13 protein-coding genes are annotated in these 13,339 nt (G+C 58.0%); 3 read left to right on the top strand and 10 right to left on the bottom strand.

What is annotated here, in order from left to right:
• The 9 genes from ACIQ3A_RS06375 to ACIQ3A_RS06415 all read right to left on the bottom strand — a co-directional run.
• A partial coding sequence (locus ACIQ3A_RS06375; protein ID WP_396430912.1) for an ATP-binding cassette domain-containing protein occupies window positions 1-328 on the bottom strand: 328 nt, incomplete at its 3' end.
• On the bottom strand, window positions 325-1,062 hold the full coding sequence (locus tag ACIQ3A_RS06380; protein ID WP_396430913.1) for an ABC transporter permease: 738 nt from the start codon (window positions 1,060-1,062) through the stop codon (window positions 325-327). The genes ACIQ3A_RS06380 and ACIQ3A_RS06375, both read right to left, overlap by 4 nt.
• A gap of 173 nt (window positions 1,063-1,235) precedes the next feature.
• Window positions 1,236-3,023, bottom strand: a complete 1,788-nt coding sequence (locus ACIQ3A_RS06385) for a TRAP transporter large permease subunit (protein ID WP_396430914.1) — start codon at window positions 3,021-3,023, stop codon at window positions 1,236-1,238.
• On the bottom strand, window positions 3,023-3,625 hold the full coding sequence (locus ACIQ3A_RS06390) for a TRAP transporter small permease subunit (protein WP_396430915.1): 603 nt from the start codon (window positions 3,623-3,625) through the stop codon (window positions 3,023-3,025). Before ACIQ3A_RS06390 ends, ACIQ3A_RS06385 begins: the two co-directional genes overlap by 1 nt.
• A gap of 129 nt (window positions 3,626-3,754) precedes the next feature.
• Complete coding sequence (locus tag ACIQ3A_RS06395) at window positions 3,755-4,879, bottom strand: substrate-binding domain-containing protein (protein ID WP_396430916.1); 1,125 nt, start codon at window positions 4,877-4,879, stop codon at window positions 3,755-3,757.
• 103 nt (window positions 4,880-4,982) lie between these two features.
• Window positions 4,983-6,062, bottom strand: coding sequence for a TRAP transporter substrate-binding protein (locus tag ACIQ3A_RS06400; protein ID WP_396430917.1), 1,080 nt, complete (start codon window positions 6,060-6,062; stop codon window positions 4,983-4,985).
• Window positions 6,063-6,257: 195 nt separating this feature from the next.
• On the bottom strand, window positions 6,258-8,105 hold the full coding sequence (gene dxs, locus ACIQ3A_RS06405; RefSeq protein WP_396430918.1) for a 1-deoxy-D-xylulose-5-phosphate synthase: 1,848 nt from the start codon (window positions 8,103-8,105) through the stop codon (window positions 6,258-6,260).
• Between the two features lie 3 nt (window positions 8,106-8,108).
• Entirely contained in the window at window positions 8,109-9,014 is a 906-nt protein-coding gene (locus ACIQ3A_RS06410; RefSeq protein ID WP_396430919.1) for a polyprenyl synthetase family protein, read from the bottom strand.
• Window positions 9,011-9,265 (bottom strand): exodeoxyribonuclease VII small subunit, encoded by a 255-nt coding sequence (locus ACIQ3A_RS06415; protein ID WP_396430920.1) that lies wholly within the window; start codon window positions 9,263-9,265, stop codon window positions 9,011-9,013. Before ACIQ3A_RS06415 ends, ACIQ3A_RS06410 begins: the two co-directional genes overlap by 4 nt.
• Window positions 9,266-9,519: 254 nt before the next feature.
• Here ACIQ3A_RS06415 and ACIQ3A_RS06420 point away from each other — a divergent pair, with 254 nt between their 5' ends.
• Genes ACIQ3A_RS06420 through ACIQ3A_RS06430 form a run of 3 tightly spaced genes read left to right on the top strand, consistent with a single transcriptional unit; the run spans window position 9,520 to window position 12,422 of the window.
• The gene (locus ACIQ3A_RS06420) at window positions 9,520-10,647 is read left to right on the top strand and encodes an aromatic ring-hydroxylating dioxygenase subunit alpha (RefSeq protein WP_396430921.1); all 1,128 of its coding nucleotides are present in this window, start codon (window positions 9,520-9,522) and stop codon (window positions 10,645-10,647) included.
• Window positions 10,648-10,660: 13 nt separating this feature from the next.
• Window positions 10,661-11,548: a DMT family transporter gene (locus ACIQ3A_RS06425; protein ID WP_396430938.1), complete on the top strand. Its 888-nt coding sequence runs from the start codon at window positions 10,661-10,663 to the stop codon at window positions 11,546-11,548.
• Between the two features lie 16 nt (window positions 11,549-11,564).
• Window positions 11,565-12,422 carry a sulfurtransferase gene (locus ACIQ3A_RS06430; protein ID WP_396430922.1) on the top strand — a complete coding sequence of 286 codons (858 nt, stop codon included), beginning with the start codon at window positions 11,565-11,567 and terminating at the stop codon, window positions 12,420-12,422.
• Window positions 12,423-12,467: 45 nt separating this feature from the next.
• Here ACIQ3A_RS06430 and ACIQ3A_RS06435 read toward each other — a convergent pair whose 3' ends face one another.
• Window positions 12,468-13,328, bottom strand: a complete 861-nt coding sequence (locus ACIQ3A_RS06435; RefSeq protein ID WP_396430923.1) for a ZIP family metal transporter — start codon at window positions 13,326-13,328, stop codon at window positions 12,468-12,470.
• Between the last annotated feature and the right edge of the window lie 11 nt (window positions 13,329-13,339).

The following is a 13,339-nucleotide window of genomic DNA, read 5'->3' on the forward strand; positions in this document are numbered from 1 at the left end:
CAAGCACCTTGGCCTGCGCCCAGCTCAAACCCTGGCCACGGTCCAACCAAAGGCCCAGCGCCACGTTGTTCAAGGCCGACATGCGCAACAGGTGTGGCCTTTGAAACAGCATGGCTTGGCGCAAACCGGGGTGCCACTCGATGCGCCCCTGGTCAGGTGGCAACAAGCCGTGCACCGTGCGCAGCAAGCTGCTCTTGCCTGAGCCATTTGAGCCCACCAAGGCCACGCGCTCGCCCGGCTGAACACGAAGGTCGACGCCCTTCAGGGCCCAAACCGGACCCAGACGCACCGAGACATCGTTCAACTGAACCACCGATGGGGCCGTCATGCGACCCAGCCTTTGGGCGAAGCCACGCTGCTACCCTGGCGTTTTTCGCCCCAGCGGCGCAAACCGGCTACCGCCGCATTGAGCAGCAAGACCACCGACAACAGCACCAGCCCCAAGCCCAGCGCCAGCGGTAAATCGCCCTTGCTGGTTTCCAGCGCAATGGCGGTGGTCATCACCCGGGTAAAGCCGTCAATGTTGCCGCCCACGATCATGACGGCCCCCACCTCTGAGATGGCCCGGCCAAAAGCGGCCACGCCAATCGTCATGAGGGCCAGACGTTCGTCCCAGGCCAGCAAAATGCCGCGCAACCAAGGGCCTGCACCCAGCGAGGCCCATTGCTCCCCATGCTGACGCTCGACGTCTTCGACCACCTGCCGGGTCAGCGCGGTCACCACGGGCACCACCAAAATGAATTGGGCCAACACCATGGCCTTGAAGCTGAACAGCCAGCCCAGAAAGCCCAAAGGCCCGGTGCGCGAGAGCAGCAGATAAACCACCAGCCCCACCACCACCGAAGGCAAGGCCAGCAAAGTGTTCAGCCCCAGCAACACGGCACCCCGGCCAGAAAACCGGGCCACCGCCAGCCAGGCACCCAACACGACGCCCAGGCCATAGGCCAGCAGACAGGCCGTGGCACTGACCGCCAAAGAGCGCAGCACCACCGTCCAGAGTGCAGGATCGAAAGACGCAATGAGGTTCAGCGCTGTCACGACGCTGTCGGTAAAAGTGTTCATAAGGCAGTGCAAATGCTAAGAGACAAAGGGGGTGTAGCGCATGAGGGCTGTCCACTATGAAACACTTTGCATAGCCTCAAACCAACAAGTCTTCCATGCGCCCATTCGGTGACGAGCACAAAAAAGCCCGGTAAACCGGGCTTTCTGGTTTCACTGAGTGCAAGACCCGTGCATTATTTTTTGTCGGCCTTCATGTCCGCCTCCAGTGCTTTGGCCGGGTCGTCCTCACCGGGTTCTTCACCTTCAGGCTGAAGACCCTCTTGTTCCGCGTCTTGAGACTGGCCTTCACGCTCGAGCATCTGCTCAAGTGCCGCATCAGCATCCACCTTAACGCCTTCTTGCAGGCCACCCGTGACCAAAGATGGCACCATGATGATGGCAGCCACCATGATCAACTGGAGCACGATGAAAGCGATCGAGCCTTTGTAGATCTCCGTAGTAGTGACCGAACGGATGTTTGCCCCCGTCACGCGATCCTTGTAATCGCTCTTGGGCGCGACGCTGCGCAAGTAAAACAAAGCAAAACCAAAGGGCGGCGTCAGAAACGAGGTCTGCAAATTCATGGCGATGATCACCCCAAACCAGATCATGGCTTGGTCTGCCGTCATGCCAGGCACCATACCGGGTAGGATTTTTTCGGCTACTGGTGCCAGGATAGGAATGACAATAAAGGCGATTTCAAAAAAATCAATGAAACAGCCCAAGATGAAAATCAACAGGTTCACCACGATCAAAAAGCCGATCGCACCGCCAGGCATGTCGACAAACAGGTGTTCCACCCAAATGTGCCCATCGGCTGCGTTGAAGGTGAAGCTGAATACGGTCGAGCCGATCAAAATAAACAATACAAACGATGCCAGTTTGGCTGTGCTTTCCAAGGCCTGGTTCAACAAAGGCAGACTTAAACGCCTTTTACCAATGGCCAAGATCAAGGCCCCCAAAGCGCCCATGGCCCCGCCTTCGGTAGGTGTAGCCACACCCAGAAAGATGGTGCCCAGAACCAAAAAGATCAGGATCAAAGGCGGCATCAAGACAAAGGTCACTTGCTCGGCCAGTTTGGACAACAAACCCAGGCGCGTAACGCGGTTGATGATGGCCAAAGACAACGCCACAAAAGAAGCGACCGTCATGGACATGATGACCACCTCATCGCCAGGCGCAGATTGCGTTCGCTCCAGCCAGGACATCATGATGCTGTCGTGCGCGTAGGCCCAAGAAAAACCCACCACCGTGCACAAAATAAGCAAAAACATCAAAGAAACATGGCCTGATTTTCCGTTGTCTTCTCGGTAAATGCGGGCCTCAGGCGGCAAGGCCGGTACCATGGCTGGCTTGAAAATAGCCACGGCCACGATGAACAAAACATACAAACCCACCAGCATCAGGCCTGGCACCAGGGCCCCGGCATACATATCTCCCACGGACCGGCCCAACTGGTCCGCCAGCACAATCAGTACCAAAGATGGCGGAATGGCCTGCGCCAAGGTCCCAGAGGCCGTGATGGCCCCGGTAGCAATGATTCGGCTGTAACCATAGCGAAGCATGATGGGCAAGGAAATCAAACCCATGGAAATCACCGCAGCCGCCACCACACCCGTTGTAGCAGCCAGCAAGGCCCCCACCAAAATCACGGCAATCGCCACGCCACCCCGCACTGGGCCAAAGACCTGTCCTACAGTTTCAAGCAGGTCTTCCGCCATGCCGGATTTTTGCAAGATGATGCCCATAAAGGTGAAGAATGGAATGGCCAGCAAAGTGTCGTTTTGCATGATGCCAAAAATGCGCAAGGGCAAGGCTTGGAACAAGGACGGAGGGAACAGTCCCGCCTCCATGCCGATGTAGCCAAACCCCAGACCGCAGGCGGCCAGGGCAAAGGCCACCGGAAAACCCGTGAGCAGCAGCACAAGCAAGCCACCGAACATGATGGGCACAAAATTTTGTGCCAGAAAAGTTGCTTCCATCAACGTGCTCCCTGCGCTTGTTGTTGCGCCAATTTTTCCAACGCCAACAATTCTTTTTGCTCATCCGACATGGCCTCTTCAGACGCAAGGACGTCTTCTCCATGGCCCATCAAAAATGCCAACCTCTTGATCAACTCGGAGACACCTTGCAGCAAGAGCAAGGCGAAACCGGCGGGCACCAGAGCATACACAGGCCAACGGATCAGGCCGCCCGCGTTGGAAGACATTTCTCCGGTGTTGAAGGCCTGCATGAACAAGGGCCAGGAAAGATAAATGCAAATAACGCAAAAAGGGAACAAGGCCAGCAATATGCCCCCCACGTCAATCCAGTTGCGTGTTCGAGGGCTGAGCATGCCCGAGATGAAGTCGATGCGCACATGCGAGTTTTTGAGCAGACCATAGCCTGCTCCCAACAAAAACACGGCGGCAAACAAGTACCACTGAATTTCCAGAAGGGCATTCGAGCTCGAATCAAAAGCCTTGCGCACAATGGCGTTACCTGCACTGATCAAGGTGGTGGCCAAAATCAACCAGGTGGTGAAAAGGCCCACGCTTTGATTCAAACGGTCAATGCCACGTGAAATCAACAAGAAAAAAGACATATCGTCCTCCAGGAAATCTGGCGCGATTGTAAGTCTGTGTGGGCGTCTGGATGAACGAACTGGGGCCTAAGGTCATTGAAATTTTCACCCAAAGCATTGAGCGCATTTCAATGTCCATCGGCTGAAGGGTTAACCCTGCCCTTCAACGCGTCCTGCTTTGAACTGCCACCAAGGCAGCATGCTTCGCAAGGACTGGACCTGTCCGGCATCGGTGGTGGTGGTGTAGCCCGCCATCCCTTGTAATCGCGCCAACCAAGCTTCATGCTTCAACAACTGCCTTAATTGCCGCACAGGCTCACTTTCCAAGGCCGATGCCAGACACACCAGCCAATAACGCTCTGGGTACAAAGGCACAAAATCAAGTCCATGCACCTGCGCAGCACTCGCGATGCCCAAGCCAGTATCGGCCTGGCCTGCGGCAATGCAGGCGGCAACTGCAGCGTGCGAATTTTCCTCATGGTCATAACCCCTAAGGTCCAATGCTTGCAAGCCCAAAACCTGCAGACACTGGTCCAACAGCAGACGTGTTCCCGTACCGGGACTCCGGTTGACATACCGCACACCGGCACGAGCTACATCCGCCAAGCTTTGCAAGCGCAGGGGATTGCCCGCCTCGACCATCAAGCCTTGCGCACGCGTGGCAAAACCAATCAGTTTGTGCTGCCCGGGCTTGAGCAAAGGCTTGTAGGTGCGGGCCACCAGGGAATGCGCATCGGGCTGCCACGGGGCGTGAAAACCCGCCACATGACAACGCCCCTCATTCAAAGCCCGAATGGCGTCCACACTGCCGCAAAAGCGCAGGTCCAAATGCAGCGACTGAGCTGCCGCCACCTCGCGCAGCATGACCAGCGCATCGTCGTGACTGGCATAAATGGGCAATGCTTGGTGTGTCGGGTCAAAGGCTATCGCAAAGGTTTTTTCAAGTTCAGCTTGAAGCGCGCTGATCTGGGGGGCAAGACGGGCTTGCGCCTGGCGCTCAGCCCACAACAACTTGTCGGCAAACCCGCTCAAACGTGCAGCCTGCCCCTTTTCCCACAAAATCAGCGGCTGCCCCAAGGTTTGCTCCCATCGCTTGAGCTCGCCCCATACATGTCGGTAAGACAAGCCCATCAGTTTGGCGGCCCCAGCAATCGAGCCTGCATTAAGGACGGCCTGCAGCAAGTCCATGAGCGGATTGCGCAAAGGGCTATGACGATTGCGCACCTCAGCAAGGCCCAAAGGGGCCCATTGGTAAGAAATATGGATTTGCTGCATGACCCGAAGTTTGCCTGATGCTTTTTTCTTTTTGCAGGGTTTGGGGGATGTGCAAAACAAAAGGCCCCGAAGGGCCTTTTGTGGTGAATTCATGCTGGCTGAATTAAAGCTTGGCCGACTGCATGTAACTGTCGAAGCGCGCTTCGGTAAAGCGGAACCACTGGTTGGCCTCCTTGCGGAAGGCGGAGTAGTCGCCGTAAATTTTCTTCCAGCCAGGGTTCTTTTCACCAATTTCAGCGTAAAGCGCCATGGATTGCTTGAACGCCGCATCCATCAAATCCTTGGGGAAGGGGAACAACTTGGCTCCACCGGCCACCAGCGTCTTGAGCGCAGCGGCGTTGCGGGCATCGTAACGGGCTTGCATGTCGGTTGCGGCAAAACTGGACGCAGCTTCAATGATGGCCTTGTATTCGCTGGACAAACTTTCATACGCCTTTTTGTTGATGTGCAGGTCAAGCTGTGGACCGCCTTCCCACCAGCCTGGGTAAGCATAGTTCTTGGCCACTTTGTAAAATCCCAGCTTCAGGTCATCGTAAGGACCAACCCACTCAGCCGCATCGATCGTTCCTTTTTCCAAGGCTTGGTAAATCTCGCCACCAGGAATGTTTTGTGGCACGCCACCGATGCGCTCGACCACTTTTCCAGCAAAACCGCCCACGCGGAACTTCGTGCCCTTGAAGTCAGCCAGCGACTTAATGGGTTTGCGGAACCAGCCGCCCATCTGGGCACCGGTGTTACCCATCACGAAATTAACGATGTTGTAGTTGTTGTAATGCTCGCGCATCAACTTCATTCCGTTGCCATGGTGCATCCAGGCAGTCATCTGGCGGCTATTCAGACCAAAAGGAATAGCGCAACCTAGGGCAAACACTTCGTCTTTACCAAAATAGTAGTAAGGCGCGGTGTTGGACATTTCGACGGTGCCGTCTTTGGTGGCGTCGATGGTGCCGAAAGCGGGCACCAATTCACCGGCTGCGTGGGTGGTGATTTCGAACTTGCCACCGGTCATCTCTTTGACCTTGGCCGCAAACACATCGTTCACGCCAAACAATGTGTCCAGTGCCTTGGGGAAACTGGAAGTCAGGCGCCAACGCAATGCCGCTTGGGCATGTACTGATGGTGCAACACCTGCAGCCAAGATACCGGCCATGCCCGTGTTTTTGATGAGGGAACGACGATCCATGTGTGGACTCCTTGTGAAAGTTTGATTCAGGCCTTGGGATGAGGCCACTCGTTGAGGCAGTCAGTATTGTAGGGAGCGATTGTGAGTGTAAAGCCGGGGGTTTACCCTTTTTAAATCCCCGAAGTTTCCACACTTTGCACAGAGTGGCGAAGCAATGAAATGAATTCAGTGCGCAGTTGAAATCTAATCAATCAATCAATCCAGCCACCGCTGACAAATAGACTTTTCAATCCCCACTGCATCCAGACCCTGCAAGGCCAACAGCTTGGCCGGGTCGCCATGCTCAATGAATGCATCGGGCAGGCCCAGCTGTAGCACAGAACGCTGAATATTCAGTTGCTGCAAAGCCTCCAGGACCGCACTGCCTGCCCCGCCCATGATGCAGCCCTCTTCCACCGTCACCAGCCGATCGTGGTCTTTGGCGATTTGCGCGAGCAACTCGGTGTCCAGCGGCTTGACCCAGCGCATGTTGACCACCGTGGCATCGAGTTTTTCGGCCGCCTCCAAAGCCGGGGCCAACAAAGTGCCAAAGGCCAGAATGGCCAGTTGCTTGCCTTGGCGGCGCAGCTCGCCCTTGCCAAAAGGCAAGGTGTCCAGATCGCGCCCAGGCACGGCCCCCACGCCAGCACCGCGGGGATAACGCACCGCCACCGGGTGGTTTTGGGCGAACGCGGTGCTCAGCAACTGGCGGCATTCGCGCTCGTCGGCCGGGCAGGCCAGGCTCATGTTGGGGATGCAGCGGATGTAAGCAATGTCGTAAGCCCCCGCGTGGGTGGCACCGTCGGCACCCACCAGGCCAGCGCGGTCCAACGCAAACACCACGGGCAAGTTTTGCAAAGCCACATCGTGGATCAGCTGGTCGTAGCCGCGCTGTAAAAAAGTGGAGTAAATGGCCACCACGGGCTTGAGCCCCTCGCATGCCATGCCTGCGGCAAAGGTCACGGCATGTTGCTCGGCAATGCCCACGTCGTAATAGCGCTTGGGAAAGCGCTGGTGAAACGCCACCATGCCCGAGCCCTCGCGCATGGCGGGTGTGATGCCCACCAGGCGCGGGTCCTGTTCAGCCATGTCGCACAGCCATTGGCCAAACACTTGGGTGAAGGTAGTTTTGGGCGGCGTGGTGGCAGGCAGCAAACCCACGTTGGGATCGAACTTGCCAGGGCCGTGGTAGGCCACTGGGTCGGCTTCTGCCTTCTCATAGCCCTGGCCTTTTTTGGTGACCACATGCAAGAACTGAGGCCCCTCCAGATGCTTGATGTTTTCAAGCGTCGGGATCAGCGACTCAAGGTCGTGCCCGTCGATCGGCCCGATGTAGTTGAAGCCAAATTTCTCGAAAAGCGTGGCCGGCACCACCATGCCCTTGGCGTGTTCTTCCAGCCGCTTGGCCAGCTCAAAAAGGGGCGGCGCGTTCTTGAGCACGTTTTTGGCGCCGGCTTTGGCCGCCGAGTAAAAGCGCCCGCTCATGAGTTGCGCCAAATACCGGTTGAGGGCCCCTACAGGCGGGCTGATCGACATGTCGTTGTCATTCAGGATCACCAGCAACTTGCACTCTTCCACCCCAGCGTTGTTCAGGGCCTCAAAGGCCATGCCTGCGGTCATCGCGCCATCACCGATCACGGCAATGGCATGGCGCGATTCACCCTTTTGACGCGCTGCCACGGCCATGCCCAGCGCTGCCGAGATGCTGGTGGAGGAGTGGGCGGTGCCAAAGGTGTCGTACTCGCTTTCGTCGCGGCGCGGAAAGCCCGACAAGCCGCCAAATTGTCGCAACGTGGGCATGCGATCACGGCGCCCTGTGAGAATTTTGTGCGGGTAAGTTTGGTGGCCCACATCCCAGACGATGCGGTCTTCGGGGGTGTTGAAGACGTAGTGCAAAGCCACCGTCAACTCCACCGTGCCGAGGTTGGAGCTCAAGTGCCCCCCGGTTTTGGAAACGTTGTCGAGGACGCAAAAACGCAGCTCATCGGCCAGGCGCGGCAAATCCGTGCGTGACAAGCGTCGGAGGTCAGCAGGGGAGTGGATGGTTTTAAGCAAATCGGTCATAAATCAGTTGTTTCTTTTTACCACCATGCTGGCCAAAGCACGCAATGCCCCCAGCCGCTCATCGGGCAATCCGGTGTCAGCCAAGGCCTGCATGGCATTTGCCGCCAAGGCATCGGCGTACGCCTTGGCCTGCTCGAGCCCCATCAAGGCGACATAGGTGGGTTTGTCGGCGGCCTCGTCCTTGCCCGCCGTTTTGCCCAAAGTGGCCGAATCGGCCGTCACATCCAGGATGTCGTCCACCACCTGAAAAGCCAGGCCCAGGGATTCGCCAAAGCGGGTCAGTCCAGCCTGCACCAAGGCGGACACCCTGGGCACACAAGCAGCACCCATTTGAACACTGCAAATCAGCAAAGCCCCCGTTTTGAGGCGGTGCATCTGGCGCAGCTGGTCCTCAGTCAAGCGCCGACCCACACTGGCCAGGTCAATCGCTTGGCCACCGGCCATGCCTTGGTAGCCCGAAGCGCGGGCCAACAAAGCCACGCAGGCCGCTTGCACCGAGGCAGCCACGCTGCCGTCTTGCGGCGTCAGCAGCTCAAAGGCCAGGGTTTGCAAGGCATCGCCCGCCAGCAAGGCCTGTGCCTCACCAAACTGCACATGCACCGTGGGTTTGCCACGACGCAGCACATCGTTGTCCATGCAGGGCATGTCATCGTGTACCAGCGAATAAGCATGGATCAGCTCAATGGCACAAGCCGCTCGCAAGGCTGCCTCCCCAAAAAAGTCATCCCCTACAGCCTCGGCCGTGGCCAGCACAAGCAAGGGGCGCAAGCGTTTGCCACCATCGAGCACGGCGTAACGCATGGCCAGCCCTAAAGCAGCGGGTGAGTCGGCCTGAATGCCATCGGACAAAGCCGACTCGACATGGTCCAGGTGCGGTTGCATCCAGGCTTTCAGGTCGAAACTGGTCATGCACCACCCCAGGGTTTCAGCTGCCCACCGTCCAGCACCTGAATTTGATCTTCCACTGCCTTGAGCTTGTCACGGCAAAAAGCCAGCAAAACGGCGCCGCGCTGGTAGCCGCTCAGCAATTGGTCCAGAGGCATTTGGCCCGACTCGAGTTGGCCGACCAGCGACTCCAGCTCCGCCATAGCAGCCTCGTAAGTGGCGGGCAAAGGTGCCGGTGGGGCGTCAGCGAGTTCGGTTTTGGCTGCCTTGGACATGGTGGTTTCCGAAAAAACTCGATTTTAGGCCTTAAGCCATGCCCAGACTGACCCCCAGGCACGTCAAAAACCAAGCCAGGCCATTTCCTGATATTTCCATGACTTGTGGCGCAGCGTACGAGCGGCAAGACCCCACGGGGTAGAATTGGCATTCATCGGCAGGAAATTTCCTGTCATTTTTTTGCGCCGTTTTCCTTGAATTCAGCGCTTTGTCCCTGCCCCTTCATAGGGGGAGTCTCTAGGTCAGGTCATCCATGTCTGATTTAAGTCTTCAACTGCAGCAGGCCGCAAGCCAACTACCAGTTTCCACTTATTTCGATGAAGCGCTGTTTCAGCGCGAATTGAACGCGCTCTTTCGGCAAGGCCCCCGCTATGTGGGCCACCAGCTGGCCGTGCCCAACCCAGGCGACTACTTCGCCCTGCCCCATGAGGCCGAAGGCCGCGCCCTGGTGCGCAATGCCCAAGGCGGGGTCGAGCTTGTCTCCAACGTCTGCCGTCACCGCCAGGCCGTCATGCTCAATGGCCGGGGCAACCTGCACACCCAACAAAAAAGCAGCGCAGGCGGCAATATCGTCTGCCCGCTGCACCGCTGGACCTATTCACCCAGCGGACAGCTTCTGGGGGCGCCGCATTTTGAACAAGACCCCTGCCTGAACCTGAACAATTACAAATTGCAGGCATGGAACGGTTTGCTTTTCGAAGACAACGGTCGCGACATTGCCGCTGACTTGGCGGGCATGGGGCCACGTGCGCAGCTTGATTTTTCAGGCTACGCCCTCGACCGGGTTGAACTGCACGAGTGCAACTACAACTGGAAAACCTTCATCGAGGTTTATCTGGAGGATTACCACGTGGGCCCCTTTCACCCAGGGCTGGGCCAGTTTGTGACCTGCGATGACCTGAGCTGGGAGTTCAAGGAACACTACTCAGTGCAAACCGTGGGGGTTTCCAGCGGCTTTGGCCAGCCTGGATCAGACACCTACAAAAAGTGGCATGAGGTGCTGCTGAAGTACCGCAGCGGCCAATTGCCCGAGCGCGGTGCCATCTGGCTGACCTACTACCCGCACATCATGGTCGAGTGGTACCCCCATGTGCTGACGGTGTCCACCTTGCACCCGATCAGCCCCACCAAGACCATGAACATGGTCGAGTTTTACTACCCCGAAGAGATCGTGGCCTTTGAGCGCGAATTTGTCGAAGCCCAGCAGGCCGCCTACATGGAAACCTGCATCGAGGACGACGAGATTGCCGAGCGAATGGATGCGGGCCGCAAAGCCTTGTTGACACGCGGCGACAACGAAATCGGCCCCTACCAAAGCCCCATGGAAGATGGCATGCAACACTTCCATGAGTGGTACCGCCGTCAAATGGCCGGCCTCTGAAAGTCACCGGCCGATGCAAGCCTCGTGGATGATTCTGGCGTCCTTGTTCTTTTCGATGATGGGCGTTTGCATCAAATTTGCATCGGCCCACTTCCACACCTTTGAGCTGGTTTTTTTTCGGGGCCTGATCGGGATCTTTTTTATGATCACCGTCTGCCGTGTGCAGGGGGTTTCGTTGCGAACGCCCATTCCCATGATGCATGTCTGGCGCTCGGTGGTGGGCGTGACCTCACTGGCTGCATGGTTCTATGCCATTGGCCACCTGCCCTTGGCCACAGCCATGACGCTCAACTACATGAGTGGCATCTGGGTCGCGGTTTTCCTGGTGGGGGGCACCTTGGTCATGGGCAAACTGCAAGACGCCACCCGACAAGGCCCCATTGTGCTGACGGTGATTGCAGGTTTTGGCGGCGTCATCTTGCTGCTGCGACCCACCATTGAACAAGACCAGTTGTTTGCCGGTATCGTCGGTTTATTCTCAGGCTTGATCGCCGCCTTGGCCTACATGCAGGTGGCCGCTTTAGGGCGGCTCAACGAACCGGAAGCCCGCACCGTTTTTTATTTTTCAGTGGGCACCACCGTGGTGGGCGCAGTTTTGATGCTGGTCACCGGTATCAGTCCCTGGCTGTGGCCCAGCGCCCTGTGGTTGCTGCCCATTGGCTTGCTGGCGGCGCTGGGTCAACTGTGCATGACCAAAGCCTACAGCCGGGGTTCAACCCTGGTGGTGGCCAATCTGCAGTATTCGGGCATCGTTTTTGGCGCATTGTTTGGTCTGATGTTGTTTGGCGACCAGATTCCGCTGATGGGCTGGCTGGGCATTGCCCTCATCATGGCCAGCGGCATTGCCTCCACTGTTTTGCGCAACCGCGCTTTGCCCAGAGCCCCCGCAGAAGAACACTGAACCAGGAGACTTGACCATGTACGACTTGCTGATCACTGCCCCCGAATTACAACAACTGCAACAACAAGGTGCCCCCTGCGTGGTGCTCGACTGCAGTTTTGACCTGATGAAGCCCGAGTTGGCCGATGGTCTTTTTGAGGCCGAGCACATTGCAGGCGCGCGGCATGCCCACCTGGACAAACACCTCAGCACGCACAACACGGCAGAGGCGGTGAACGGTGGGCGTCACCCCCTGCCACAGCGCGAGATCGTGGCGCAATGGCTGGGTAGTCTGGGCATCCACAATGGCCTACAAATCGTGGTGTACGACCGCAACAAGGGGCACTACTGTGGCCGCTTGTGGTGGATGTTGAAATGGTTGGGGCACGATGCCGTGGCGGTCCTCGATGGCGGCCTTCAGGCCTGGAAAGACGTGGGCGGCCCGCTGGCCTTTGGCCCGGCTGAGCCCGGCGTTTCTGCCCGCTTCGATCTAAAGCCGTCCCTGCGCAGTTTGGTGCTGACCGAATCCGTGTCCGCCCGTTTGGGCAAGGCCGCACAAACCGTGATCGATGCCCGTGCCGGTGCACGTTACCGGGGCGAGGTGGAACCACTGGACCCGGTGGCCGGGCACATTCCAGGCGCTCTCAACCGCCCCTTTACCGAAAATTTCACGGAGGATGGCCGCTTCAAGCCAGCCGATGTGCTGAGGGAGGAATGGCAGCGGGTCTTGGCAGGCCGACCTGCCAGCAGCGTTGTGCACCATTGCGGCAGCGGCGTGACCGCTGTGCCCAATCTGATCGCGATGGAGTTGGCTGGTTTTGGCGCGACCGCACTTTACGCGGGCAGCTGGAGCGAGTGGTGTCGCACCCCTGGCCTGCCCTGCGCCCAGGGCTGATGGCGCTGCGGACACTGAATTGCCGCAGTCTTTCCGCGCTGAGTTTCAGTGGCTGTGCCCGGCCACTGTGCTGACCAGCACCACCATCCCTATGCCGAGTGAAAGCCAGATGATCTGCGCCACCGTTTCACGCGCAGACAGGCGTTTTTGCAACTGGGGAATCAGGTCGGCCAAGGCCACATACATGAAGCTGCTGCTGGCTACCACCAGAAAATAAGGCAGCCAGTCGTGCAAAGCATCCACCAGCACATAGCCAACCGCCCCCCCGAAAGCCGTGATTGCCCCGGCCATGGAGACTTTGACAACGGCCGCCCGGCGGCTGCTGCTGCCCTGGCGCAAAACGGCCAGGTCACCCATGTGGTGAGGCACCTCGTGCGCCATCACAGCCAAGGCCGCAATCACACCCAGGCGAATGTCTGCGATGAAGGCCGAAGCGATGAGAATGCCATCGCCAAAACAGTGCACGCTGTCACCGGCCAACACCGCCCACTGGCCTCGAGGTGACTCGACGGGCGTTGCCGCCGCGTCTGAATGGCCGCTCGCTTCTGCATGGGTATGTGCCACCGACGGGTCTGGATGAGGTGCCTGGTCATGACCATGGCCGTCATGCCCGTGGCCGTCGCCATGGTGATGCTCATGTCCGTGGTGCCACAGTTCGGCCTTGTCGAGCAAAAAGAAGAACAAAAGCCCCAGCAACAAGGTGAGAAAGAGCGCGTGGGCGCCCGCTTCACTTTCGAAAGCTTCCGGCAACAAATGTAAAAAAGATGTGGCCAGCAAAGCACCGGCTGCCAGGCTCAGCATGTGCTGGGTGTAACGACTCAACACCCCGAAACTCAGCCAAGCTGCGACCCAGACGCTGCCAATGCCTGCCACCAAAGTGCCCACCAAAATCGCCAATAAAGTCATCTTGTTTCCCG

The organism is Limnohabitans sp. (assembly GCF_044361985.1).
In the GTDB taxonomy this organism is placed as follows: Bacteria; Pseudomonadota; Gammaproteobacteria; order Burkholderiales; family Burkholderiaceae_C; genus Limnohabitans_A.